This window comes from Pseudomonas sp. ANT_H12B, assembly GCF_008369325.1.
GTDB lineage: Bacteria > Pseudomonadota > Gammaproteobacteria > Pseudomonadales > Pseudomonadaceae > Aquipseudomonas.
In genome coordinates this window covers 404,333-427,648 of record NZ_VOBI01000001.1, presented here as the reverse complement: position 1 = coordinate 427,648, position 23,316 = coordinate 404,333, and the positions used below count along the sequence as shown (strand labels likewise).

Below are 23,316 nucleotides of genomic sequence, written 5' to 3'. Positions count from 1 at the left end.
AGACTCTACATACAGCTCATCAAAACCAACCTTGACGCCGTGAACAGATTGATCTGATTACGTGCCCCGTTGTGCCCGAAAACCTATAAAAATACGGAGCCCATCCCATGCGTTATTTAATCGCTGTGCCTTCGCTCATCTCGATCTCACTGGTAACGTTTGCGCCCAGTGCCTTCGCCGGCCCGACCTTCAGCGATACGCTGATCGGCTATCGATACAGCGCTCACTACACCGAGCCAGGCAAGCCCAACGATGTCGCAAAGAACATCCTGCAGGTGACCCATGTCAGTGGGTACAAGCTGGGGCAAAATTTCATCAATCTGGATGTGTTCAAGTCTGATCACAGTGACCCCGCCAAAGGTGGCGGCACGGGTGCGACCGAGGCCTATGTGACGTACCGCAACCAGTTCCAGTACGGCAAAATATTCGATAAGCCGCTGGCTTTTGGCCCGGTGAAGGACGTGGCCTTGACGGCCGGATTTGACTACAACACCAAGAACAACGAGTTCGGCCCCAATAAGCGCCTGCTGGTGGTCGGACCCACCATCAAGTTTGCGCTGCCCTCGGGCTTTCTTGATGCCAGCGTGCTGTATGCGCGTGAGTGGAATCATTGTGGTCTGGCCGTCTGCAGCAAACCGGGCAATCACACCGATCTCGCCTTCGATCCGTTCTATCAATTCAACCTCACGTGGGGTGTTCCTTTTACGGCAGGAGCGTTGCCACTCAAGTTTCAAGGCTATTACACCCTGAGTGGCAAGAAAGGCGATGACTACCAAAACAGGCCCACAGGCGTCGAACAATTGATGCGCACTTCGTTGATGCTGGATGTCGGGCAACTGGGCTGGGGCGAGAAAAACGTACTGTGGATAGGTCCTGGCTTCGAATACTGGCGCAATAAGTTCGGCAATGACGGAGGGAAGGGAGTTGACACCAATGCACTGTCCATCAACGTGGAGTGGCACCTTTGAAAGCTGATGGGTATTTTTTTGCATTTGCTAGTATCAAAAATTAGACAATACGTCTAATTTATCCGTAAACTCGTGAATATCGCTTCCGGCGATTCAAGGGAGAACGGGGCGTTTTACAAGGATCGGCCAGGCGGTTGGCTCACTATTTTTTTGGGTCGACCGTCTAAAAAATTAGATAAAAATAAGAGGAAACGATTGTGAAGACTCACAACGGCTCAAACACCGCACAGGCAGATGCGTCTCCACGCAAGGCCTTGATCGCCAGCGTGACTGGCTACGCCATGGATGGCTTTGATCTATTGATTCTGGGCTTCATGCTTCCAGCGATCACGCTGGGGTTGGGCCTGACCAGTTCCGAGGCTGGTTCGCTGGTGACCTGGACGTTGCTGGGCGCAGTGGCCGGCGGCCTGATTTTCGGGCAACTGAGTGACCGCTATGGTCGGGTCAAGATGCTCAGCGTGTGCATTTTGGTGTTCTCAGTGTTTACCGGTTTGTGTTCATTGGCCCAAGGCTATTGGGACTTGCTGACGTACCGCACTCTCGCTGGATTTGGTTTGGGCGGCGAGTTCGGTATCGGTATGGCACTGATTGCCGAAACCTGGCCGGCGAACAAGCGTAACCGTGCGTCTTCCTATGTCGGTATGGGATGGCAGGCGGGGGTGTTAGCGGCAGCCTTGCTGACGCCGTTGCTGCTGCCGCACATTGGCTGGCGCGGAATGTTTCTGGTCGGGCTGGTTCCGGCGCTGCTGTCTTTCGTCATTCGCCACACCATGGGTGAGCCGGAAGAGTTCGTGAAGGCCACCGCCAACCCGATCTCTTTCACCCGGCGGTTTACCGAGCTGTTCAAGGACGCACCGACCGCCAAGGCCAGTATCGGAGTGATGGTGCTGACCTCGGTACAGAACTTTGGTTACTACGGAATCATGATCTGGATGCCGAGCTATTTGTCCCGGCAATTTGGTTTCTCGCTGACCGCCTCGGGTACCTGGACGGCTGCAACGGTGGTGGGCATGGCGTTCGGGATCTGGTTGTTCGGGCAACTGGCCGATCGCTTCGGGCGCTGGAAGATCTTCCTGCTGTACCAGGCCAGCGCTGCGGGGATGGTGCTCATTTACGCCAACCTGACCGATCCGATAACGATGCTGTTTGCTGGTGTAGTAATGGGCATTTTTGTCAACGGAATGATCGGTGGTTATGGCGCACTGATCTCCGACTTGTACCCGTCTCAGGTGCGGGCCACCGCCCAGAACGTGCTGTTCAATGTCGGGCGCGGTGTTGGCGGTTTTGGCCCGCTGGCAGTGGGTGCGATTGCGTTGGCGTACTCCTTCTCGGCCGCGATCATGTTGCTGGCCTCCATCTACCTGTTGGCCATGGCGGCAACGTTGTTTTTACTGCCACGCAGCCAGGGTGACAGTGGTGAAGCCCGCTTGGAGACAAGCGCGGCACAACCCTCAAAATAAGCATCCGGCGATGCGTTGATGCATTGGTAAAAAAGACGCAACAAAATCAGTATCAAAAATTAGACAAAGCCGAGGGCCTTCAAATGACCGTGATTTCCAGCTGCTGCCAAGCTATCGCCGTCACGCCACCCAATGACACGCTGGCAGTGGTTCTGTCCAACGAATGGGTTAACGACGAGTACAAGCGTCTTGTCCTTCAAGCCGATGGCGCGGCCTGCCATTCACAGCCAGGTCAGTTCTTCAACCTGCTCTGCCCCAGTGAAGGGGAACACAAGCCGTTTTTCCGCCGGCCAATGAGCACTTACAAGGCCGATCCGCTGACGGGTCAGGTGGAGTTTCTCTACAAGGTCACAGGCAAGGGCACTTTCGGGCTGGAGACGCTCGGCGCCCATCAGACGCTGGAAATCCTTGGCCCATTGGGCAAGGGTTTTGACCTGGACCCGGACTGGCAACACATGACGATCGTCGCACGCGGTGTCGGTCTGGCGACGCTCGCACCCTTGGCCGAGGCGGCTCACGCGTTGGGTATCAAGCTGACTGCCGTGCTCAGTGCTCGTAGCGAAAAGAGCCTTTTGTCCCGTGAGCGCTTCGCTTCCCTGGGCGCCGAAGTCGTCAGTGTGCTTGATGAGGACGGCAGCAGTTCACTGGAAAATATCGAGCGATTGCTGCGCGACATTATTGCTCGCGAAGGTAGCAACGCGCTGTTCACCTGTGGTTCCAAGCGACTGACTCGCCTGCTCAAGCGTCTGTCGAGCGAGCGCGGGTTGGCAGGGCAGGTCGCGCTGGAACAACAAATGGTTTGCGGACTTGGAATGTGCCAGTGCTGTGTCGATGTGTTTGAAGTCGACGGTTTGAAAATTGGCAAACGCGTCTGTCTGGAAGGCCCGGTCTTTGATCTGGCGGAGGTGCTGGAATGATTGATTTAAGCGTAAACATTGGCGGCCTGCGCCTGAAAAATCCGGTGATGCCGGCGTCCGGAACCTTCGCCGAAGAGCTGACCCATCTGCTGGACTTCAATGGACTGGGCGCCCTGGTCACTAAAACCATTACCAGTGAAAAACGCACTGGGAACCCGATGCCGCGGGTATGCGAACTGGCGGACGGAATGATGAATGCCATTGGTATTCCCAGTAAGGGCGTCGATGTGTTCATCGACAAGGTCGTGCCGTTCTATCGTCACTTCGATTCACCGCTCATTGTCAGCATTTCGGCGCCTACCGCCCAAGGCTTTGCCGAACTGGCAGCAAGGTTGAGTGATGTGCCAGGGATCGCAGGAATCGAAGCGAACATTTCCTGCCCGAACCTTGAAGCACACGGTGAATCCTTCGGCATGCATGCCGACAGCACGCGCCAGGTGGTCAAGCTCATACGCGCCTCTACGGGGTTACCACTGTGGGTCAAGCTGACCCCGAATGCCGGCGAGATCGTCGACATAGCCCTGTCAGCGCAAAATGAAGGCGCTGATGCGGTGGTCGTTGGCAACACGTTGCTCGGACTGTCCATCGATATCGAAAAAGGCCGTGCCCGTCTGGGTAATTTCATGGGCGGCATATCCGGCGCCATGATCAAACCGCTGATGGTCCGCCTGACATATCAATGCGCGAAGGCTTTGCAAATTCCCGTGATCGGTTGCGGCGGCATTTCCACGGCGGACGACGCGCTGGAATTCATTTACGCCGGCGCCAGTGCGGTGCAGGTCGGGACCGCCACGTTCATTCATCCAAAAACCATGAACTTGATGGTTGATGAGCTGGAAATGTTCTGCCGACGCAAAGGGATCACGCAGCTGAGTTCTTTGATCGGTGGCCTCGATGAGTCTCCCGCCGCACCGTTTGGAGCCATGCCATGAGCACTCTCTGGAAACCGCAGGCCGAGCGCATCTTTCAAGACATCGCCGAGCTGTCTCGCGATTACGAAACCGGTATCACCCGCGAAAGTTATGGCGAAGGTGAAAACGCCGCCATTGATTACCTCTCCCGGTTCGCTCGCGACAACGGGCTGGAGGTTGTAAACGACCGGGCAGGCAATGTGATTTTTCAACGTTCAGATGACAACGGGCATCCCGCCATCTGGATCGGTTCGCATCTGGATTCCGTACCTCAGGGCGGCAACTACGATGGTCTGGCTGGCGTAGTGGCAGGGCTGTTGTGCCTGTGCCGACTGGACCAGCAGCAGGTTCGTACCGCGCGTCCATTGCGGGTATTAGGACTGCGCGGCGAGGAGAGCGCCTGGTTTGGCAAATCTTACATGGGCTCGCGAGCGTTGATGGGGGGGCTGACGTCCAGTGATCTGGAGCTCGTCAATCGCTTCAGCAAGAAGACCCTGGGTGAGGCCATGCAAGCGGTCGGCGCCGACCTTGATGCCATTCGCAGTCAGCAATGGCTGATTGATCGTGAACAGTTCGCTGGTTACCTGGAAGTCCATATCGAGCAGGCCGAGTCGCTGGAAAAAATGGGCCAGGCCATCGGTATCGTGCCCGGCATCCGCGGCAACCTGCGGCATAACCAAGTGTGCTGTCTGGGTGAAGACGGCCACTCCGGTGCCGTGTCCCGCGAAGACCGGCACGACTCGGTGTTCGCCGTAAGTGAACTGGTCGCGCGCATTGATCAACTCTGGAGTGACTGGCTGAACGACGGCAAAGACCTTGTCGTGACCGTTGGCACTCTGGGCACAAACGCTGCCCATCATGCAGTCTCGCGGATTCCCGGTGAAGTGACCTTCAGCCTGGAAATCCGCAGCCTGCACCAACAAACGCTGGAAGCCTTCTACACCTTGATTCACGCCGAAATCCGGCAGATCGAGGAACACCGTCAGGTGCGGTTCCAATTCGACAAACGCATCGACACACAGCCCGCGGCAATGCACGGGCCCTGGATCGATTCGTTCGTGCGAGTGACCCGTGAGCACGGCTGGGAAGGCGTCCTGACACCGAGTGGTGCAGGGCATGACGCTGCGGTTTTCGCCAACGCCGGAATCCCCAGCGCCATGCTCTTCATCCGTAATCAGCATGGCTCCCATAACCCTCACGAGGCCATGGAACTGGACGACTTTATTGAGGCGACGGAGGTGCTTTATCACGCAACCCAGGAGATGACCGTATGACACTCCCACGCAATTCATGGTTGATAAAAAACGCGACGTTGGTCAACGAAGGCCGGCGATTCCAAAGTGATTTGCAGGTACGGGAGGGTGTCATCGTACGGATCGCGCCGGCCATACATGCGCAACCGGACGATGAAGTGATCGACGCCAACGGCCTCTGGCTGCTGCCGGGCATGATCGACGACCAGGTCCATTTTCGCGAGCCGGGCATGACCCACAAGGCAGATATTGCCAGTGAGTCGCGAGCCTGTGCGGCGGGCGGCATCACCAGCTTCATGGAGATGCCCAATACCCGTCCGCCGGCCCTGGATCAGGCGTCTCTGGAAGCCAAGTACAGCATCGCCGCGCAATCTTCCGTGGTGAACTATGCCTTCTACCTGGGTGCCAGCAACGACAATCTCGATGCGATCCGGGCCATTGATCCCAAGAGTACGCCAGGGGTCAAAGTGTTCATGGGCGCTTCCACCGGCAACATGTTGGTGGACGACCCTGAGGTGCTGAACGGGATATTCCGTGATACGCCGGTGATGATCATCACGCATTGCGAAGACTCGCCAATGATTGATGACAACCTGCAACAAGCCTTGCTCAGGTTCGGTGAGGACATTCCGGCGCGCATGCACCCGCTGATTCGCTCCCGAGAGGCCTGCATCAAGTCCACGCGATTGGCCATCGACCTCGCACGCAAACATGGCACTCGCCTGCATGTGCTGCACATCTCCACCGCCGAGGAACTTGAGCTGTTTGAGCCCGGGCCGCTGATGGACAAGCAAATCACGGCCGAAACCTGCGTGCATTTCCTGCACTTCAACGACGGTGATTACGAGCACCTGGGCTCGCTATTGAAATGCAACCCGGCGGTTAAAACCGAAACCGATCGTCTGGCAATTGTTCGGGCGCTGGCTCAAGGCCGAATCGACGTTCTGGCCACTGATCATGCGCCGCACCTGCTCGAAGAAAAACACCACCTTTACCAAAAGGCACCTTCGGGCTTGCCGCTGGTGCAGTTCGCATTGCAGGCAGCTCTGGAGCGTACCTTCGCCGGCGAATTGAGTCTGGAGCGAGTGGTTGAAGCGGTCAGTCATGCCCCGGCGATGCTGTTCGATGTGGCACGCCGCGGGTTTCTGCGTGAGGGCTATGCCGCCGATCTCGTGTTGGTCGATCCGATGCGATCCCACACCGTTGAGCGTTCGCAGGTGCTGTCCAAATGCGCCTGGAGTCCGTTCGAAGGCGTCACGTTCTCCTCAAGCATTGCCAGCACCTTTGTCAATGGACAGCGGGTATGGAACGGGCGCGACATCATCCCTGGTATCCAGGGGCAGCGTCTTTTGTTTGATCGTTAACTCTATTCATTCATCGTTTTAAGGAGTCAGTCATGAGCTTTTCAACTGTGGTGCAGGAGTTCCGTAACGCCTTGCCCGGCACCGATGCGTTCAAACAGGTTCGCGTCCACTGCGAACAGATCATTCGCACGGTGCCCGAGCAGGCGGCGATGTGCTTTGTGATCGGCGAATTCTGCCGAGCCTACGTATTGTTTTATGAAGACCAGGAAGTCAGCCCGCAATTCGCACAAAAGGTGCAGGCCCAGTTGCTGGGCTACATGGACAGTCTTGAGACGGCGCTGCGCACTGGCAGCAACGGTGCCCTCACCGACGCTCTGAATCAAGTGGTCGTGGCCTACGCCGGCAGCCGCGGACTGGTCTGAACCACTCTTTACTGACTGGAGCCTATGAAATGACAGACCTGAAAACTGCTGCATTGCATTATCACGCCCATCCACGCCGCGGAAAACTCAGCGTAGAGCTCACCAAGCCGACAGCCACAGCCCAGGATTTAGCATTGGCGTACAGCCCGGGTGTCGCGGAGGGCAATTTGGTGGCAGTGATCAGCAACGGCACTGCGATATTCGGCCTTGGAGACCTTGGTCCGTGCAGTTTTCGTACGGACGCGACTACATTCTGCCTAAGCCAATGGATGCTCGACTGATCACCGAAGTGTCCGCAGCCGTCACCAGAGCCGCAGTCGATAGTGGGGTGGCGAGATTGCCATATCCTGCACAATCCGCTGCATTCGGTCGCAGACGTCTGGGGTGATTGATGAACGCTCCCAACGTTGGCTAAACCTCTCAACGTCGCGCAGAGAGCTGTTGCGGAGCCAGAAACGCATCGTGGAAATAGTTACGAAACGCCTGCATCGCCGGGCTGAAATCGCGCTCGCGATGCCATGCCAGGCCGACACTCATGGGGGTGACCTTGTCGGTGACCGTCAGTGTTTCGATGCGTTTGCCTTCCAGCGACCAGGGGCGGTGCACCAGGTCCGAGAGGATCGCCACGCCGCTGCCATTGGCAACCATGCTGCGCACCGCTTCCACTGAACTGGTGCGCACCCTGACGTTCGGCTGCTGGTGCGCGTGTTCCCAATAGCGCATGGCGCTTTGTTCGGCTTCGTCGACGGTCAACAGGATGTAAGGTTCCTTGGCGACATCGGCGAGACTGACGGCCGACCGGTCGCACAGGGGATGATGGCTGGGCAGCCATAGCCGGCGTTCGGAATTGAAGAGGATTTCCGAGACGATGTCCGGGTGGGTGAGGTTCGCGGTCAGCACCACCGCCATGTCGAATCGGCCTTCCAGCAACCCTTGCTCGATGGCTTGCCGTTCTTGTTCGTGGACTTCAATGGCCACGTCGGGATGCCAGTGTTCAAGCCGTTGCAGGTGGTGTGGCAGGAAGTAGCCGATCACTGTGTAGCTGGCGGCCAGGCGCAAAAGCCCACTGGCGCGAATGTCGGGCAACGGGCTGTTCAGCGCGTCGTCGACGCTGCGCAAAATCACGTAAGCCCGATTGAGAAAGTGCCTTCCCGCATCAGTCAGGCTCATGCCCTGGGCCGAGCGCTGGAACAAAAGCGTGCCGAGTATGCCTTCCAGTTCCTTGATCGCCGTGGTCACCGCCGACTGCGAAATGTTCAGATGAATCGCCGCTTGGGAGATTTGTCCGATCTCGGCAGTGGCGACGAAATAGCGGATCTGGCGCAGGGTCAGTGACATGAATACTCCGGGCGACGAGGTATCTGTTTTTCAGAGGCTATCTGTTTTTCAGAAGATGGCCTATCTGTTAATAGATCTTCCCAAGGGGTAAGGAGGAATCTAACGTGGTCTGCATGAAGTCACAAGCGTCAGGAGCAAGCGTCATGCAGGCAGTAGATTTCAACTCGGACATGGGCGAAGGCTTCGGCCCATGGACCATCGGCGATGGCGTCGACAATGAACTGATGGGCTTCATCAGTTCGGCCAATATCGCCACCGGTTTTCATGCCGGTGACCCCGGCACCATGCGCCGCACCGTCGAGCGGGCCAGGCAACTAGGTGTCGCGATCGGCGCCCATCCAGGGTTTCGCGACCTGGTCGGTTTCGGTCGCCGGCACATCAATGCACCGGCTCAGGAGCTGGTGGACGACATGCTCTACCAGTTGGGTGCCCTGCGCGAACTCGCACGTGTTCAAGGCGTAGCGCTGCAACACATCAAACCCCACGGCGCGCTCTACATGCACCTGGCCCGGGACGAAGAGGCCGCCCGTTTGCTGGTGGAAAACCTCCAGCGTCTGGAGCCCGAGCTGCTGCTGTATTGCATGCCCGGCTCAGTGATCTGGCGCGTCGCCAAAGAACTCGGTCAACCGGTCATCCGCGAGTTCTACGCCGACCGCGAGTACGACCTCACCGGCTCCATCGTCTTCACCCGCAATGTGCGCGCTTACGACCCGACCCAAGTGGCGGCGCGTGTGCTGCGTGCCTGTCAGGAAGGCGTGGTGCGCACGGTCGAGGGCCAGGACCTGGCGATCGAATTCGATTCCATCTGTTTGCACAGCGATACGCCGGGTGCGCTGGCGTTGGTCGAAGCCACGCGCAATGCGCTCGATAGCGCCGGGATCAAGGTTCGCGCACCGCGCTGAGCCAGGACGAAATACCAGGCACATAGATGCCTGGGTTTGCACACCGATTTTTTTTGCCTGCCTTTCTACAACTATTCCAAGAGGAACAGACATGGCCGAACACACTGTAATCACCCCGTTGCCCGGGACCTTCTATCGCAAAGCCACCCCTGAATCGGCGAACTTCGTCGAGGAGGGCGCGCAGGTCAGTGCCGACACGGTGATTGGCCTGATCGAGGTGATGAAGCAGTTTTCCGAACTGACCGCCGGGACGGCCGGTCGCCTTGGCGCATTCCTGGTGGAAGACGGCGATCCGGTGGAGCCGGGTCAGGCCGTCGCAACACTCGACGACGAGTGAGGGCGCGATCATGACTCAAGGCATTCGTAAATTACTGATCGCCAACCGTGGCGAGATTGCCGTGCGGATTATCCGCGCCGCCAAAGAACTGGGGATCCCGACCGTTGCTGCGTGTAGCGAAGCGGACGTCGACTCCCAGGCGGCACGCATGGCCGACGAGGTGCACATACTCGGCCCGGCCCGCGCCGATAAAAGTTACCTGAACGTCGAGGCGTTGCTCGCCGCTTTGAAAGCCACTGGCGCCGATGCGGTACATCCCGGTTATGGCTTTCTTTCCGAGAACGCCGATTTTGCCGAAGCGGTACTCGCCGCCGGCGCAATTTTCGTCGGGCCAAGCCCTGAGACGATCCGGCGCATGGGCGATAAAGCCGAAGCACGACGCACCGCGCAAGCTGCCGGTGTCCCGGTGGTGCCGGGTTCGCCTGGTGAACTGTTTGATGTGGAGTCGGCGCTCAAGGCTTCTGAATCGGTCGGCTTTCCATTGTTGATCAAAGCCTCGGCCGGTGGTGGCGGGCGGGGTATCCGACTGGCGGAAAACGCTCAACAACTGACAGAAGAGTTTCCCCGTTCCCAGCGCGAAGCCCAAGCGGCGTTTGGTAATGGCGCGGTGTACCTGGAGCGCTTTATCAGCAAGGCCCGGCACATCGAAGTGCAGGTGTTGGGCGATGGTCAGCATGCCGTGCACTTGTTCGAGCGCGAATGCTCGCTGCAACGTCGGCGTCAGAAGATCTTTGAAGAAGCGCCGTCACCTGCACTCACTCAGCAACAACGCGAGACGCTCTGCGCCAGTGCCGTGCGCCTGACCGAATCCCTTGGTTACAAGGGCGCCGGGACGTTGGAGTATCTGTATGACGATGCGACCGGCGAGTTCTTCTTTATCGAAATGAACACACGGATTCAGGTTGAGCACCCGGTCAGCGAGCTGATCACCGGTATCGATCTGGTGCAGGCGATGTTGCGCATCGCTGGCGGCGAGCCGCTGGGATTCAAGCAAAGTGACATCCAGCTCAACGGCGCTGCGTTGCAGATGCGCCTGAACGCGGAAGATCCGGCGCGCGATTTCTTCCCGAGCCCGGGTTTGGTCGAAGCGTTGGTCTGGCCGCAAGGGGAGGGTGTTCGTGTCGACACTCATCTCTATCAAGGCTACCGCGTGCCGCCGTACTATGACTCGCTGTTGGCCAAGCTGATCGTTCACGGTCGCGACCGTGCCGAGGCGCTGGCTCGCGCGCGCATGGCGGTGGGGCAGACCACGCTCACCGGCATGGCCAGCACCCTGTCGTTGCACGGCGAACTGCTGGAACAACCGTGGCTGCACAGCGCCGACTTCCACACCGGTACCCTGGAAACCTGGCTGGCCGAGCGCCGCAGCGGAGGTGAAGCATGAGCACTCCAATCCGCTACAGTTTTGGCGCCGATGAGCATTTGTTCGCCGAGGTCAGCGAGAGCATGTCCCTTGAAGCGTTCTTCAAAGGCATGGCCGTAACCCGCGCCGTCGAACGTCTGGCGCTCGACGGTGTACTCGATGTGTGCCTGGCCAATGCTTCGTTCCAGATCCGTTTCGACCCGGATCGCATCGCCCCTTTCGACCTGCTTGAAGCGGTGAAAATCGCTGAGGCCGAGGCGGTCGCTGAACGCACCCTGCACACGCGGATCATCGAGATCCCGGTGCTCTACAACGATCCCTGGACCCACGAAACCCTGATGCGTTTTCGCGACCGTCATCAGGACCCGAGCGCTACGGATCTGGAATACGCCGCGCGAATCAATGGCCTGGCGGATGTCGATGCGTTCATTGCTGCCCACAGTGGTGCGCCGTGGTTTGTCTCGATGGTTGGCTTTGTCGCAGGGCTGCCGTTCATGTTCCAGATGGTCGAGCGCGAGCGTCAGTTGCAGGTGCCCAAGTATCTGCGGCCACGCACCGATACGCCGAAATTGACTTTGGGTCACGGCGGTTGCTTTGGCTGCATCTACTCGGTTCGCGGTGCCGGTGGTTATCAGATGTTTGGCGTCACGCCGGCACCGATCTACGACCCGCAGCAGAACCTGGCGTACCTGAAAGAGCACATGGTGTTCTTCCGCCCAGGCGACATCGTGCAGTTCAAACCCCTGGACCGCGAGGCCTACGACCTCGCGGTGGCCGAAGTGGAAGCCGGGCGCTTCGATCTGCGGATTCGTCCCGTGGAGTTTTCGCTGGACGCGTTTCTGGCCGATCCCGTCGGCTATCCCAAGTCGCTGCAGGAGGTGCTGGCATGATCAAGGTACTCAAACCCGGTCTTGCCACGTCGGTACAGGACTTGGGCCGCGAAGGGTATTACCACCTGGGCATCCCACCTTCCGGCGCGCTGGACCAATACGCTCTGAGTGCCGCCAATCAACTGCTCGGCAACCCGGCAGGTTCGGCGGCGCTGGAGTGCACGTTGCTGGGGCCAGAGCTGGAGTTTCAGCAGGATGCGCTGGTGGCGGTGTGCGGTGCGCACATGACGCCGCGTGTCGATGGCGTAGAAATGCACCACGACACCGCGTTCTCGGTGAAGGCCGGACAAGTGCTGCGCTTCGACTTCCCCAAGGCCGGCGCTCGCGCTTATTTGGCGGTAGCGGGTGGCATTGATGTGCCGGTGGTGCTGGGCAGTCGGTCCACCTATGCATTGGGCGCACTCGGTGGTTTTCAGGGGCGCAGGCTGGTAGCCGGTGATGAACTACCGGTCGGTATTGCCAGTGGTAAAAGCCGCACCGGGGCCAGTTTGCCGATGGCCTTGCGCCAATCATTGGGTGGCGAAATCACCCTGCGCGTGGTGCCGGGGCTGTACTACGACCGCTTGACCCCATCGGCGGCGAAGAGTTTTTTCGCCGAACCGTGGACGGTCGGCTCCGAAGCGGACCGCATCGGTTATCGCTTCAAGGGTGGTAGCGCGCTGGGTTTTCAGCCACGTGAACAGCCGTTCGGTGCTGGCTCCGATCCGTCGAACATCGTCGACAGTTGCTACCCGATCGGCTCGATCCAGGTCCCGGCGGGGCTCGAACCTATCGTGCTGCACCGCGATGCTGTGTCGGGTGGTGGCTACGCCATGATCGGCACGGTGATCAGCGCCGACCTCGACTTGATCGGCCAGATGCAACCCAACCAGAAGGCCCGCTTTGTGGCGGTCACCCTGGAAGAGGCGCTGGAAGCGCGACGTTCCTATAAGAAAAAACTCAGCTGCCTGAGCAAGCTGTTCCCTTCCTGATTCTGCCCGCCGCATCGCGCGGGTCATGCCAAACGGTCAGCCAACGCCGCACTTCGGTGCGGTGGCGGCTACCCGCGCTTCAACCTTTGATTGGTTCTGGAGTTCACGCATATGGCTGTTTTATCGCAATCGAGTCAAACCGGGCAAGACCCGGCCAATCATCCCGTTCCGCCCGAAGCACGCATGGGCCGGTTGTCGCTGACCATGGCCTGGTGGGCGGTGTGCAGCGCGATGTTTTACATCGTGGTGGGCGCTTCGCTGGCCCTGTCTTACGGCGCCCGCAACGCCCTGATCGGGATGGTGTTGTCGGTGATCAGTTACGGACTGGTCAACAGTGTGCTCAGCCGCTTCGCGATCCGCAGCGGGTTGTCGGTGGCGTTGTTTTCACGGTTGTTGTTCGGCAGTACCGGTGCCTGTCTGGCGACGTTGATCTTCTTTTCCACGGCGATCTATTACGCGGTGTTCGAAGGTTCGGTGATCGCCGTCGCGCTCAATCACCTGTACCCGGAACTGGTCTATCCGCTGGCCGCACTGGCGGTGGTGCTGTACAGCGTGCCGATGATTCTGGGCAGCGTGCAGCACTGGCTGGACAAGCTCAATGGCGTGTTGCTGCCGGTGTACCTGGGTGGTTTGTTGGTGGCGGTGGGGCTGTCGATCAGCCGCTATGGCTACCAGCCGCAATGGCTGGATTTTGGCCCGGCAACACCCAGTGCATTTGGCTGGTGGGATTGCTTTGTCGCCTATATGGGCGTCTGGGTGCTGATGCTGTTTACCTTCGATTACGCACGTTTTGGCAAGTCTGAAGACGCTGGCTATCACGGTCGCTGGAACTTCGGCATGCCGTTCTACGCGGTGACGTTTCTGCTCAACGGCGCGGCTGGCATCTATCTGGTCAGCAGCATCCCTCATGAAGGTGCACTGACCGAAGTGTCGGTGGTGATGGCGATTTTGCAGTTGATGGGCTTGTGGGGATTGTTGTTTGTCTGGGCCACGCAAACCCGAATCAACACCGCCAACTATTACCTGGCGACGCTGAACATGCAGGCGTTCTTTGGTCGTTTTGGCCTTCGCGGTTCGTACTTGATGTGGGCGTTGGCGGTTGGGGTGATCGTTTACGGCTTGATGCTTGCGGATGTGTTTGCCTACCTGCTCAAAGCGTTGGCTTATCAAGGTATTTTCGTGGTGGCCTGGGTCGGTGTAGCGCTGGCGCAGATTCTCTACGGGCGCTGTGAGGTGGCCGCGCTCGAACGGGTGTCGGCATTCAATTCGGTGGGCTTGACAGCCTGGTTTGGCGCCACAGCGCTGGGACTCGCACTGATGTTTTTCGGTGACAGCTTGAGCAGCTTTTCCGCACCCTCGACCGTCGTCTTGGCGTTTGCCTTGCAGGCAGGTCTGTCGCGGCAAAGCCGGTTACGGTTGCGCCTGGCAGAGTAGGGTTTTGCATGCCGTTACCGGGCGGGATTGGAGCAAGCACAGCCCCAATCCCGCTGTTACTATTTTTTGCCAGCCGCCAATGCTGGGGTTCGAGGAGGGATCAAGCGTTTCGTCCCCGTCGACTCAAACGCTGAAGCCAAGCGAAGCAACGACGAATCGTCATAGGCGCGACCGGCAAATGTCAGCCCGACGGGCATGCCGATGTCCGACATTATTCCCATCGGCACAGTGACTGTAGGCACACCGTGGTGCCGGATGGCGAGGTTGCCGTTGGCGACCCATACGCCGTTGCTCCACGCGATATCCGCAGACTTCATATCGACATCGGCATTCGCCGGCCCAACGTCGGCGACCGTCGGGAAAATTACCGCATCAAGACCCAGTCGATCCATCCAGTGTTCGAGATCGATTCGACGCGTCTGTTCAAGTCCCCGCAGTCCGTCGGGCAGCGTGGTGATTTTGTCCCACGGCGTTATGCCGCGCTCGGCCATCTTCACGTATTCGTCCATGCCAGCGGCAAGGTCGTCCTCCCGGTTGGGGAGTGTTCCCGGGTCATGCGGGAAAATCAGCGGTCCGTCGACGTCGGCGAGGCGGTTCAATTTCGGATCGCCATTGGCCCGCAGAAAATCATCGAACGCCCACGCTGACAAGTCCCACAATTCATGATGCAGAAACTCTTTGGACACCAGGCCGCGAGTGAACACCGTCGGCGCACCGGGACGATCACCCTCGCAATTGGAGACCAGCGGGAAATCGACTTCGACCACTTGCGCCCCAGCCGCTTCGAGTGCCTGGCGCGCTTTTTCCCAGAGCTCGATCACTGAGGCACGGGTATTGATTCGCTGCCCCGTCGGACCACCGATGCCCGGTGCTTTAGACGTGCCTGCTTCGGGATCGGCGTTGATGTACATGCGTGGAACGCCGAAGCGCTTTCCAGCGAGTGCATCGGTTTTAGCGGCAAGATCGGCATAGGAAGCGGGACGAACCGAGGCGACGCTCGGAATCGGCACCCAGGGCTGCATGCGCCACAGATCGCCCCGTGTGTCGCGATCCTCCGCCACCACCACGTCGAGCACTTCGAGGAGGTCCGCCATGGTTCTGGCATACGGCACGACAACGTCCATCGTCGGCGTCAGCGGCCAGTTCCCGCGCACCGAGATCACCCCGCGCGATGGCGTATAGGCACACAGACCATTGTTCGATGCGGGACCCCGTCCGCTCGACCAGGTTTCTTCAGCCAGGCCGAATGCCGCGAAACTGGCGGCGGTGGCAGTTCCTGCGCCGTTCGATGAGCCAGATGCGAAGGGGGCGGTGAGATAGTCACCGTTGTACGGGCTCTCCGCGCGGCCATAGACCCCGCGCTGCATGCCGCCGTTCGCCATGGGTGGCATGTTGGTCTTGCCCAGGCAGATCGCCCCGGCGGCGCGAAGCCGTTCGATGGTGAAGGCATCGCGATAAGCAATCAGGTTGGCGAAGGCGGGACTTCCAGAGGCAGCGGTGAGCCCCTTCACCAGGTAACTGTCCTTGGCCGTGTAAGGGATGCCATCGAGCGGGCCAAGGGTCTCGCCCTTCACCCGACGGGCATCGGAGGCCAGCGCCTCGTTGAGCGCATCGGGGTTTCGAACCACCACCGCGTTGAGGGCGGTGGGCGTGTCGGGTGCGTCGTAGGCTTCGATCCGGGCGAGATAGGCCTGGACAAGCTCGACCGCAGTGGTCTGGCCAGATTCGAGCGCAGCACGCAGTTCGGCGATGGAAACCTCGGTGACCTCGATCATGCTGTTACCACCGGCGGCTGATGGGGGAGGTAGTGAGTGTTTCCATCACGCTGAATCTTGGGCTCAAGGACATCATTTAACTCAAATTGGCTTTTCATATCGGTTCTCGTTGCACTGCTTTACGCGACAGGGTCTGGACTTACCGCCTGAACGTTCTATTTAACACCAAGTCGGGACCAGAGGAACCGGCTCGCCGGTTGCCAAATAGAGTTGGCGGTACGCGTCTACCAGTTGATCAAGCGTGAACGCACGATTTCGCCCGCTGGGGTTGGGCAGAACCCATACCGAGGCATTACCAAAGGTTTTTGACTGAAGCCCCCACGTCACTTCTCGTTGGCCGGATAACGCGCCGTACGCCGCTTTGCCTAGAAACGCCACAAAGCGCGGCGCATAGCGCACGATCTTCTGTTCAAAATCCGCAGCGCCAGCGATGAACTCATGCACAGACAACTGATCCGCTCGCGCCGTAGGCCGTTCAACCACTGCCGTTAATCCACACTGATACTGCAAGATTGTCCGATCGTTCTCCGGCCGTACCTCTGCCAGCGTAAAACCGGCGAGATGCAGTGTGCGCCAGAAACGATTGCTTCGGCCCGCAAAATGATGCCCTTGGGCGGCGGCCTTCATTCCCGGATTAATGCCACAGAAGATCACATCGAGTCGCTCGGCAAGAATGTCTTCGAGTCGTTCACCCACCCTGAAATTCCCTCATCCGCAAATGACGTTGACTGCATTACGTGCAAGTTCAGTCAATTCAGCGCGGGATTTGCCCGCTCGCGCACGTATCGAAATGCTATGCAGCAGGGACGATGCGAGCACCGCAAGGGCCGCCGGGTCGGCATCGCTTTTCAACTCGCCGGCGTTTATTGCCACTTGCAGACGCGTTTCAAGATCGGCATCGAGCCTGCTGAGCCGCTCCGAAAGATCCTCGCGTATTTCAGAATCCGCGACGGCTTCGGTCGTCGCCGTGCCAATCGCAAAACAGCCACGCGGTTGGCCGTCACCCGAGAAATAGATCGACAACTGGCCCTCATAGAAGCGCATCAACGCCTGACTCAACGTCAGCTCGGTGTCCTTCAGCGCCTCGTGCATGGCCGCATCGGCAAACGCCCAATACTGCTCAAGCGCTTTGATATAGAGCGCGTGTTTGTCACCGAAGGCCGCATAGAGGCTGGGGCGATTCATGCCGGCCGCGGTGGCGATGCTGTCCAGCGAAGCGCCGGAATATCCGGTGTTCCAGAAAACCCCAAGCGCCTGCTGCAGCGCTGTCTGCGGGAGTTTCTTAAGAACTCTATTCCAGGCGTGTTGGCAGCCGATGAGGAAATTGTCTGCTCATCAAAAAAAATTGACTACGCTTGAGTTCGCAAACGCTGCAGCCATGGAGTGTCGACCCTCCATCGTCCGCACGTTATTCAACCGTTTGAACATCCTGTGCCCATCACTTGATACTGCAGGATACGTTGTTGACCGTGAGAGTCTTCATAGGTCATTTGGGCCGGCACCGCACCGCACACGTCTGCAATTTCCGAAACTGCGATGACTTTTTTGATGTCGAGTTTCGTTGCGTAAGTGTACCGCTCAACCGGTATCTGACTGGTCGGGGCCGTTGAGTGGCTATCTTCTGCCAATGCCTGTGCACCTATACCGCCAAGTGCAAGAAAAACCGCAACTTTTAAAATGTTCATGATGTTCACCGTATCGTTAAGGGTTCACTCAGCGTTCGAGATGACCGTTAAGTTCACATCGAATGTCCGGGTTTTTACCTTGCCAGCTCTTGGCTACTGACTCCGTTTGCTCACTGGGTAGAGACGATGCTAGGGGTTTATCCCGCCCTCAAATAGCGGCCCACTGGACAAACACTGATGACAGATTTCGCATGAATGGAGCACCGACAAAAAAGCGGTCAATCGACAGGAATGACCGCAGGTTTGTTCTGGTACTTCAATAGGAAAACCAGGAACTTGGCGCTCTTGTCCTGACTGGCATTGCGCCCCACTGTGTGCAAGTCCTTGGGGCCTTCGTGGAAGCTTTGCCCGGGGGTCAATGTGACTTCCTTGCCGCCAGCCACCCCCATGACAATCGTGCCCTCAAGCACATAGATGAATCCATGCGCGTCATGTCGATGGACCGGGTCTGCACCGCCGGGTGGGTACTCGACGGTGATCATCAGCACTTCCTTGCCGGGATAGTCGGGTAGCGTCTGGACCATCACTGTATTGACGATAGGCGGCGGCGCTGTAGCGGTCGGATTTTGGGCCGCCATCACGACCCCGGTAGACAGCAGGGGAAGCAGGGCCAGAAGTAAATGGGTTCGCATGAGGCACTCCTGATCGTGGAATGGTTCTGGCGCAATGCAGTGACCGAAGCCGTCAGCGCTGGGTGGAACCGCTCTTGAGCCATGCATCGAAGTGGGTTGCGCCGATGATTGGATGGGCACCCGGAGTCAGCGACTGGTCGTTGATCGGTGCGCCAAAGTAGGTAGCTTTATCGTCCGTAATCACTTCGCGCGGGTCCTGGTTGTGCTGCAGATAGGTCTTGGCGAACGAGACCAGCGGCTGCCGGTCAGGGCCGGCAACCTCAGCGGTCTGGCCAGTGGGTGCTCCCACGGCAATCTTTGCCAGTGCCGCCGCGACATCGGCGGAGGCGACCGGCTGCAGGGCGGCCGAGGTCAGTCGAACGGTGTTGTCCTGTGCGCCGGATTGCGCAATGGCGCCGACGAACTCGAAAAACTGCGTGGCCCGGAGGATGGAGTAGGGAACCCCTGATTTCTTGATCAACTCCTCTTGGGCCATCTTGGCCCGGAAGTAACCGCTGTCGAGCATCCGTTCGGTGCCCACGACCGACAGCGCGACGTGGTGTTTGACCCCGGCCGCCTTCTCGGCGGCGAAGAGGTTGCGCCCGGATGTCTCGAAGAATTCCAGCACGGCGGCATCTTCGAACGAGGGTGAGTTGGCGACGTCGACGACGGCATCGGCACCCTGAAGTGCCGCTTGCAGCCCTTCGCCGGTAATGGTGTTGACCCCGGTGTTCGGTGAGGCTGCGACGACGTCATGTCCACCCGCTCGCAAGAGGTCGCAGAGCTGCGTTCCGATCAAGCCTGTGCCACCGATGACGACAATTTTCATGACTGTGTCTCCTGCCTGATACACCTTCGTAAAACGCGTTGACTGCCAAGTTAGGGCGGGAGCCTAATGCTGCCAAGGACATAGATCGTTGGATTTCGGCCATGACCCGTCATGTCGGTTTTCTGGTCCACCCAGGTTTTGTGCTGCTGGATTTGAGCGGGCCGCTCGAGGCCTTCTTGATTGCCAGCCAACTGTCATCCTGCCAATACCGGCTCACTGTCACGTCGCTGGACGGCGGATTGGTCTGCAGTGCGTGCGGGCTCACAGTCGTCACCGAGGCATTGCGGCCCCGGCCCTTCGATACGTTCATCGTGATAGCCCCGCCCGAACCGCCGGAGGGCGAGTGGGTGGCTGAGCTCTTAGCGACCATTCGCGATATCTCCCAGCGCTCACGAAGAACCGCAAGCGTGTGCACGGGGGCCTTTCTGCTGGCCGCCAGCGGCTTGCTCGACGGTCGCTCCGCAACTACCCATTGGTTTTACGCGCAGCAGTTGCAGCAGCGGTTCCCGGCGTTGTGCGTAGATGGCGACCACATGTGGACCGAGGACGACGGGATGTGGACCTCGGCGGGCATGTCGGCCGGGATCGACATGAGCCTGGCCATGATCGAGCAGGACCTGGGCAAGGACATCGCACGATCGGTTGCGCGCATGTTGGTGGTCTACTGCCGACGACCGGGCGGTCAATACCAGTTCTCTTCGCTGGTGGATTTCGACCCGGGATCGGATCGCATTCGAACCGCGTTAAGCTTCGCTCGCGAACATCTGCGCGAAAATCTCTCGGTCGAGCGTCTGGCCCGGATCTCGAACCTGAGCGTTCGGCAGTTCGGACGGGCGTTCGCCTCGTCGACCGGAGTGACACCGGCGCGTGCGGTCGAACGTCTGCGCGTGGAGGCGGCGCGACCACTGGTGGAGGATGGGCGGCAGACGTTCGAGGAGATCGCGCGCCTGAACGGATTCATCACCGCTGGCCGCATGCATCAAAGCTTCATGCGGGTCGTTGGACGCACACCGCTGGAGCTTCGGCGCTGCGCCCGCACAATTGAACCCTTGCGGCAATCGCTGTAAGGCTCATGGAAAAAACTCAGCGACTGGCCGCCAGGATCAGCGTCATTGGCCGCTCGATTTCGTCTGAAAGTGCAGGGCGGGCTGCCAGATCCTGCTCGGTAGGGCCCCGTTCGTTCACGTGGCCAGTTCAAGCCGCTCCAGGTCGGCCCGGTTATAAATGACGCGCGAGTCGTTTGTGCTGGCGACAGCGCGCTCCAGCATTTTTCCCGAGACATCCAGTCCCAGCACGCTCTGGGCGTCTTGTTCGGCCGCCCATCGACAAAACCAGCCATAACCACAGCCTAGGTCCACGACTTTCTGCCCGGACATTTCAGGCAATAACGATCACAACGCTGGCTATTCCGGCGCACCGGCAAGCCCTTGTTGAGAGCGGGGCAGTTGGCCGAAGGCGCGATTGACGCGTTTTTTGAGTTAAACGTTCAGGCAAACATGGACACGTAAAAAGTCAGAGTAAGAGCCATACCCATTATGGATTAACCGTTTGATGGCGGTTTCAATAGTGCTTCGGCTTAGGGGTGTTGTGTTAAACGGGCTTTTTGTCAAACAAGTGTTGCTGGAGGAACAGTTGGGCGCGTTTACCCGCATTGCAACGGACTTTTCCGGTGTGACGCAATTGTGTGGTCCGCGAGACAAAGAGCTGCAATTGCTGGCATCCAGCACGACGCGGTAACGCGCCTTGCCACTGCGCAGGTGATCGACGGCTTCGTTGACCCGGCTCATGGGGAAGTGCTCGACCTGCGGCAGGATCTGATGACATGCACAAAATTCCAGCATGGTCGCCGTGGTGCCGGGCGAGCCGACCGGTGAGGCGGACAAGCTCTTTTGCTGGGGAATCAGGTCGAACACGTGCACTGGAATAGCGCCGGGCACTACGCCAACAAAATGCAGGCGGCCCTTGCCGCGCGAGGTTCCGAGCATGGCCGGCCAGTCGAGGTCGGTGGGCTTGACGTCGAATTCCACAAGCGGGTTGAACACCGTCGAACCGGCGCAGAACAAGGGTCCGGCCATGGGCAGGGAAGGGCATCGGCCGTCATCTTAGCGTCATCGAAGCCATGGCGAGATCCTCGCAAACCGCCTGGCGCTCAGCAGGCTCCCGCTTGCTGGTTGATGAATTTGCAAGGATTCCGCTTGATGTGTAAACACTGATCAGAAGGGTTCGTCGCCGTGAAGACCAGGCCGTGAAGTCATGGTGTTGCCCGGGCTCATCGATTGGACTCACCCCCGCTGCTCGGCCACCAACAGCAGCGACTGCGGCAAAGGACTTTGCGGGTGCTGCGGCTCCTGCAGGCCGGTCAGTCGAAAACCGGCCATGTCCAGCGCATTGAACCAACTGGACAAGGTTCGCAAATACCACGGCATGGGTTGCCACTGCCCCTTGAACCCGGCGAAGGTCTCTTCCCGCCAACCATCCTGATAGTCGCCCGCCGATGCAGCCCACGGATGCAACGTCTGAATCACCAGCGCGCCGCCAGGGGCGAGCAGGGCGTTCATGGCGACGAGCAACGGGATGATGTCCTGATGCAGCAGGGCGAAGTTGGCGCAGATCAGGTCGTAGTCGCGGCCGACGTCCACCTTCGCCTCCACCAACGCTTCATAACTCGCCAAATGCACCCGCGAAGAACCCGCCGCCCGCGCCGCCGCGACTAGCGTCGCATCGCCATCCACACCGACCGCCTCGATGGCCCGCTCCGCCAGCGCACGCAACAGCCAGCCCTCGCCGCAGCCCAGGTCGAGCACGCGCTCGGGTTGGCGGCTTAGCACCGCCAGCAGGATTGCCTGATCGGTGACCTTGAGGCGGCTCTGGATGGCACCGCTGCGGACGGCTTCAATCCAGGACCGGGCGTTGTGGTGCCAGCTTTGGAGGAGGGTGGATTCGGAGGCGGGCATATGGGTGTCCGGAGTTGTTGGTTGCCTAAAGGATAGGATAAGTGCTGATCGATCAACCGCCCACCACGTTTGCCGAATCAGTCCGATTCTCTGCGCTGCTAGACTGCTCGTGTCAGTCCAGATTCTGGAGAACCCAAATGGTCAGCAAAAACACGATTTGTCTCTGCTTCGACGGCACTGCACTGGACGCTGCGACGTTCTACGCCAAGACGTTCCCGAACAGCACGGTGGACGCAGTCCATCACGCGCCTGGCGACTATCCGGCGGGCAAGCAGGGCGATGTCTTGACGGTTGAATTCACGGTGATGGGCATCCCTTGTCTGGGGCTGAACGCGGGGTCATCGTTCAAACATGCCGAGGCTTTCTCGTTCCAGGTGGCGACCGACGACCAGGCCGAAACAGACCGCTTGTGGAACGCGATTGTCGATAACGGTGGCCAGGAAAACGTTTGTGGCTGGTGCAAGGACAAGTGGGGAGTGTCGTGGCAGATCTCGCCACGCATTCTGACAGCCGCGATAACCAATCCCGATCAAGCGGCGGCCAAGCGCGCGTTCGACGCCATGATGACAATGGGCAAGATCGACATCGCTGCGATCGAAGAGGCTCTTGGGCGTTAACCTGAACCGTACGGCCCGCTTCGTTGCCGCTCTATTAATTTTTGCACTGCGCCAACACCACTTGGCAGGTATCTGGCGTGCCACCGGATCGGCCGGCATAACGGATGCAATTATTCAGGGATGTTTTGCGAGCCATGTTCAAGGTATCGCCCCAAGCCAGCTCGCCCTCGCCGGCAGTGGGTAGTGCTTTTGCATAGCAGTTCGAGCCTACGCTTGAGGCTGAATAGCGAGCCGTGGACGTTTTGCCTGCACATCCCGCTGTCAGCGCCAGGTTGATGGCGAGCAGGGAGGAGAGGACCCATTGCGCCTTCCCTTGGGGCGGTTTAGCAGGTTTAGCGCATTTGGGTGGCATTCACCCTTCGGTAACATCGGCCG

The 23,316-nt window shown here is 59.1% G+C and carries 24 protein-coding genes and 3 pseudogenes; 16 read left to right on the top strand and 11 right to left on the bottom strand.

The window, feature by feature from the left end:
• Nucleotides 1-107: 107 nt before the first annotated feature.
• The 8 genes and pseudogenes from FQ185_RS02065 to FQ185_RS02030 form a co-directional block, all read left to right on the top strand.
• Nucleotides 108-968: a hypothetical protein gene (locus FQ185_RS02065; protein WP_149416001.1), complete on the top strand. Its 861-nt coding sequence runs from the start codon at nt 108-110 to the stop codon at nt 966-968.
• Nucleotides 969-1,165: 197 nt separating this feature from the next.
• Nucleotides 1,166-2,428 carry an MFS transporter gene (locus FQ185_RS02060; protein ID WP_256730345.1) on the top strand — a complete coding sequence of 421 codons (1,263 nt, stop codon included), beginning with the start codon at nt 1,166-1,168 and terminating at the stop codon, nt 2,426-2,428.
• Between the two features lie 83 nt (nt 2,429-2,511).
• Complete coding sequence (locus FQ185_RS02055; protein WP_149416000.1) at nt 2,512-3,345, top strand: dihydroorotate dehydrogenase electron transfer subunit; 834 nt, start codon at nt 2,512-2,514, stop codon at nt 3,343-3,345.
• The gene (locus tag FQ185_RS02050) at nt 3,342-4,277 is read left to right on the top strand and encodes a dihydroorotate dehydrogenase (RefSeq protein WP_149415999.1); all 936 of its coding nucleotides are present in this window, start codon (nt 3,342-3,344) and stop codon (nt 4,275-4,277) included. The genes FQ185_RS02055 and FQ185_RS02050 overlap by 4 nt, the downstream gene beginning before the upstream one ends.
• A complete protein-coding gene (locus FQ185_RS02045; RefSeq protein ID WP_149415998.1) occupies nt 4,274-5,530 on the top strand; it encodes an allantoate amidohydrolase in 1,257 nt (418 codons plus the stop codon). The genes FQ185_RS02050 and FQ185_RS02045 overlap by 4 nt, the downstream gene beginning before the upstream one ends.
• Nucleotides 5,527-6,873: a dihydroorotase gene (locus FQ185_RS02040; RefSeq protein WP_149415997.1), complete on the top strand. Its 1,347-nt coding sequence runs from the start codon at nt 5,527-5,529 to the stop codon at nt 6,871-6,873. Before FQ185_RS02045 ends, FQ185_RS02040 begins: the two co-directional genes overlap by 4 nt.
• 32 nt (nt 6,874-6,905) lie before the next feature.
• A complete protein-coding gene (locus tag FQ185_RS02035; protein ID WP_149415996.1) occupies nt 6,906-7,235 on the top strand; it encodes a hypothetical protein in 330 nt (109 codons plus the stop codon).
• Between the two features lie 29 nt (nt 7,236-7,264).
• A pseudogene (locus FQ185_RS02030) lies at nt 7,265-7,459 on the top strand (malate dehydrogenase); the annotation flags it as partial.
• A gap of 196 nt (nt 7,460-7,655) precedes the next feature.
• On the opposite strand, the gene FQ185_RS02025 reads toward FQ185_RS02030, so the two are convergent.
• Nucleotides 7,656-8,573 (bottom strand): LysR family transcriptional regulator, encoded by a 918-nt coding sequence (locus FQ185_RS02025; protein WP_149415995.1) that lies wholly within the window; start codon nt 8,571-8,573, stop codon nt 7,656-7,658.
• Nucleotides 8,574-8,716: 143 nt separating this feature from the next.
• Between FQ185_RS02025 and FQ185_RS02020 the strand changes: the two genes are divergently transcribed.
• From FQ185_RS02020 to FQ185_RS01995, 6 genes are all read left to right on the top strand, one after another.
• Nucleotides 8,717-9,475 carry a 5-oxoprolinase subunit PxpA gene (locus FQ185_RS02020; RefSeq protein WP_149415994.1) on the top strand — a complete coding sequence of 253 codons (759 nt, stop codon included), beginning with the start codon at nt 8,717-8,719 and terminating at the stop codon, nt 9,473-9,475.
• Between the two features lie 91 nt (nt 9,476-9,566).
• A complete protein-coding gene (locus FQ185_RS02015) occupies nt 9,567-9,812 on the top strand; it encodes an acetyl-CoA carboxylase (RefSeq protein WP_149415993.1) in 246 nt (81 codons plus the stop codon).
• Nucleotides 9,813-9,822: 10 nt separating this feature from the next.
• Nucleotides 9,823-11,196, top strand: a complete 1,374-nt coding sequence (locus tag FQ185_RS02010; protein WP_149415992.1) for an acetyl-CoA carboxylase biotin carboxylase subunit — start codon at nt 9,823-9,825, stop codon at nt 11,194-11,196.
• On the top strand, nt 11,193-12,065 hold the full coding sequence (locus FQ185_RS02005; RefSeq protein WP_149415991.1) for an allophanate hydrolase subunit 1: 873 nt from the start codon (nt 11,193-11,195) through the stop codon (nt 12,063-12,065). Before FQ185_RS02010 ends, FQ185_RS02005 begins: the two co-directional genes overlap by 4 nt.
• Nucleotides 12,062-13,036 (top strand): biotin-dependent carboxyltransferase family protein, encoded by a 975-nt coding sequence (locus FQ185_RS02000; RefSeq protein ID WP_149415990.1) that lies wholly within the window; start codon nt 12,062-12,064, stop codon nt 13,034-13,036. The genes FQ185_RS02005 and FQ185_RS02000 overlap by 4 nt, the downstream gene beginning before the upstream one ends.
• A 111-nt stretch (nt 13,037-13,147) precedes the next feature.
• Entirely contained in the window at nt 13,148-14,470 is a 1,323-nt protein-coding gene (locus tag FQ185_RS01995) for a cytosine permease (protein WP_149415989.1), read from the top strand.
• Between the two features lie 59 nt (nt 14,471-14,529).
• On the opposite strand, the gene FQ185_RS01990 is transcribed toward FQ185_RS01995, so the two are convergent.
• The 6 genes from FQ185_RS01990 to FQ185_RS01965 form a co-directional block, all read right to left on the bottom strand.
• The gene (locus FQ185_RS01990; protein ID WP_149415988.1) at nt 14,530-16,245 is read right to left on the bottom strand and encodes an amidase; all 1,716 of its coding nucleotides are present in this window, start codon (nt 16,243-16,245) and stop codon (nt 14,530-14,532) included.
• Between the two features lie 159 nt (nt 16,246-16,404).
• Nucleotides 16,405-16,941: a G/U mismatch-specific DNA glycosylase gene (mug, locus tag FQ185_RS01985; RefSeq protein ID WP_149415987.1), complete on the bottom strand. Its 537-nt coding sequence runs from the start codon at nt 16,939-16,941 to the stop codon at nt 16,405-16,407.
• 12 nt (nt 16,942-16,953) lie between these two features.
• Entirely contained in the window at nt 16,954-17,562 is a 609-nt protein-coding gene (locus FQ185_RS01980; protein WP_149415986.1) for a TetR/AcrR family transcriptional regulator, read from the bottom strand.
• A 95-nt stretch (nt 17,563-17,657) separates the two neighbouring features.
• Nucleotides 17,658-17,930, bottom strand: coding sequence for a DUF2790 domain-containing protein (locus FQ185_RS01975; protein ID WP_149415985.1), 273 nt, complete (start codon nt 17,928-17,930; stop codon nt 17,658-17,660).
• 218 nt (nt 17,931-18,148) lie between these two features.
• The gene (locus FQ185_RS01970) at nt 18,149-18,562 is read right to left on the bottom strand and encodes a cupin domain-containing protein (RefSeq protein WP_149415984.1); all 414 of its coding nucleotides are present in this window, start codon (nt 18,560-18,562) and stop codon (nt 18,149-18,151) included.
• Between the two features lie 52 nt (nt 18,563-18,614).
• The gene (locus tag FQ185_RS01965; protein WP_149415983.1) at nt 18,615-19,370 is read right to left on the bottom strand and encodes an SDR family oxidoreductase; all 756 of its coding nucleotides are present in this window, start codon (nt 19,368-19,370) and stop codon (nt 18,615-18,617) included.
• A gap of 101 nt (nt 19,371-19,471) precedes the next feature.
• Between FQ185_RS01965 and FQ185_RS01960 the strand changes: the two genes are divergently transcribed.
• Complete coding sequence (locus FQ185_RS01960) at nt 19,472-20,437, top strand: GlxA family transcriptional regulator (protein WP_149415982.1); 966 nt, start codon at nt 19,472-19,474, stop codon at nt 20,435-20,437.
• 123 nt (nt 20,438-20,560) lie between these two features.
• Here FQ185_RS01960 and FQ185_RS01955 read toward each other — a convergent pair.
• The 3 genes and pseudogenes from FQ185_RS01955 to FQ185_RS01945 all read right to left on the bottom strand — a co-directional run.
• Nucleotides 20,561-20,815: pseudogene (locus FQ185_RS01955) on the bottom strand (class I SAM-dependent methyltransferase); the annotation flags it as partial.
• Between the two features lie 267 nt (nt 20,816-21,082).
• A pseudogene (locus FQ185_RS01950) lies at nt 21,083-21,445 on the bottom strand (hypothetical protein); the annotation flags it as partial.
• A gap of 207 nt (nt 21,446-21,652) precedes the next feature.
• Nucleotides 21,653-22,324 carry a bifunctional 2-polyprenyl-6-hydroxyphenol methylase/3-demethylubiquinol 3-O-methyltransferase UbiG gene (locus FQ185_RS01945; protein WP_149415981.1) on the bottom strand — a complete coding sequence of 224 codons (672 nt, stop codon included), beginning with the start codon at nt 22,322-22,324 and terminating at the stop codon, nt 21,653-21,655.
• 137 nt (nt 22,325-22,461) lie between these two features.
• On the opposite strand from FQ185_RS01945, the gene FQ185_RS01940 reads away from it, so the two are divergent.
• Nucleotides 22,462-22,941 (top strand): VOC family protein, encoded by a 480-nt coding sequence (locus FQ185_RS01940; protein ID WP_149415980.1) that lies wholly within the window; start codon nt 22,462-22,464, stop codon nt 22,939-22,941.
• 34 nt (nt 22,942-22,975) lie between these two features.
• Here the strand turns inward: FQ185_RS01940 and FQ185_RS30430 are convergent, their stop codons facing one another.
• Nucleotides 22,976-23,293, bottom strand: coding sequence for a hypothetical protein (locus FQ185_RS30430; RefSeq protein ID WP_149415979.1), 318 nt, complete (start codon nt 23,291-23,293; stop codon nt 22,976-22,978).
• Nucleotides 23,294-23,316 lie beyond the last annotated feature (23 nt).

Excerpts from the sequence above, each read along its gene's own strand:
- FQ185_RS01965 (WP_149415983.1), bottom strand. The coding sequence starts at position 19,370 with ATGAAAATTGTCGTCATCGGTGGCACAGGCTTGATCGGAACGCAGCTC.
- FQ185_RS01970 (WP_149415984.1), bottom strand. The coding sequence starts at position 18,562 with ATGCGAACCCATTTACTTCTGGCCCTGCTTCCCCTGCTGTCTACCGGG.
- FQ185_RS02065 (WP_149416001.1), top strand. The coding sequence starts at position 108 with ATGCGTTATTTAATCGCTGTGCCTTCGCTCATCTCGATCTCACTGGTA.
- FQ185_RS02035 (WP_149415996.1), top strand. The coding sequence starts at position 6,906 with ATGAGCTTTTCAACTGTGGTGCAGGAGTTCCGTAACGCCTTGCCCGGC.
- FQ185_RS02055 (WP_149416000.1), top strand. The coding sequence starts at position 2,512 with ATGACCGTGATTTCCAGCTGCTGCCAAGCTATCGCCGTCACGCCACCC.
- FQ185_RS02020 (WP_149415994.1), top strand. The coding sequence starts at position 8,717 with ATGCAGGCAGTAGATTTCAACTCGGACATGGGCGAAGGCTTCGGCCCA.
- FQ185_RS02025 (WP_149415995.1), bottom strand. The coding sequence starts at position 8,573 with ATGTCACTGACCCTGCGCCAGATCCGCTATTTCGTCGCCACTGCCGAG.
- FQ185_RS01940 (WP_149415980.1), top strand. The coding sequence starts at position 22,462 with ATGGTCAGCAAAAACACGATTTGTCTCTGCTTCGACGGCACTGCACTG.
- FQ185_RS02005 (WP_149415991.1), top strand. The coding sequence starts at position 11,193 with ATGAGCACTCCAATCCGCTACAGTTTTGGCGCCGATGAGCATTTGTTC.
- FQ185_RS01945 (WP_149415981.1), bottom strand. The coding sequence starts at position 22,324 with ATGCCCGCCTCCGAATCCACCCTCCTCCAAAGCTGGCACCACAACGCC.
- FQ185_RS01960 (WP_149415982.1), top strand. The coding sequence starts at position 19,472 with ATGACCCGTCATGTCGGTTTTCTGGTCCACCCAGGTTTTGTGCTGCTG.
- FQ185_RS02000 (WP_149415990.1), top strand. The coding sequence starts at position 12,062 with ATGATCAAGGTACTCAAACCCGGTCTTGCCACGTCGGTACAGGACTTG.
- FQ185_RS01990 (WP_149415988.1), bottom strand. The coding sequence starts at position 16,245 with ATGATCGAGGTCACCGAGGTTTCCATCGCCGAACTGCGTGCTGCGCTC.
- FQ185_RS02015 (WP_149415993.1), top strand. The coding sequence starts at position 9,567 with ATGGCCGAACACACTGTAATCACCCCGTTGCCCGGGACCTTCTATCGC.
- FQ185_RS02010 (WP_149415992.1), top strand. The coding sequence starts at position 9,823 with ATGACTCAAGGCATTCGTAAATTACTGATCGCCAACCGTGGCGAGATT.
- FQ185_RS01975 (WP_149415985.1), bottom strand. The coding sequence starts at position 17,930 with ATGAACATTTTAAAAGTTGCGGTTTTTCTTGCACTTGGCGGTATAGGT.
- FQ185_RS01995 (WP_149415989.1), top strand. The coding sequence starts at position 13,148 with ATGGCTGTTTTATCGCAATCGAGTCAAACCGGGCAAGACCCGGCCAAT.
- FQ185_RS02040 (WP_149415997.1), top strand. The coding sequence starts at position 5,527 with ATGACACTCCCACGCAATTCATGGTTGATAAAAAACGCGACGTTGGTC.
- FQ185_RS02045 (WP_149415998.1), top strand. The coding sequence starts at position 4,274 with ATGAGCACTCTCTGGAAACCGCAGGCCGAGCGCATCTTTCAAGACATC.
- FQ185_RS02050 (WP_149415999.1), top strand. The coding sequence starts at position 3,342 with ATGATTGATTTAAGCGTAAACATTGGCGGCCTGCGCCTGAAAAATCCG.
- FQ185_RS30430 (WP_149415979.1), bottom strand. The coding sequence starts at position 23,293 with ATGCCACCCAAATGCGCTAAACCTGCTAAACCGCCCCAAGGGAAGGCG.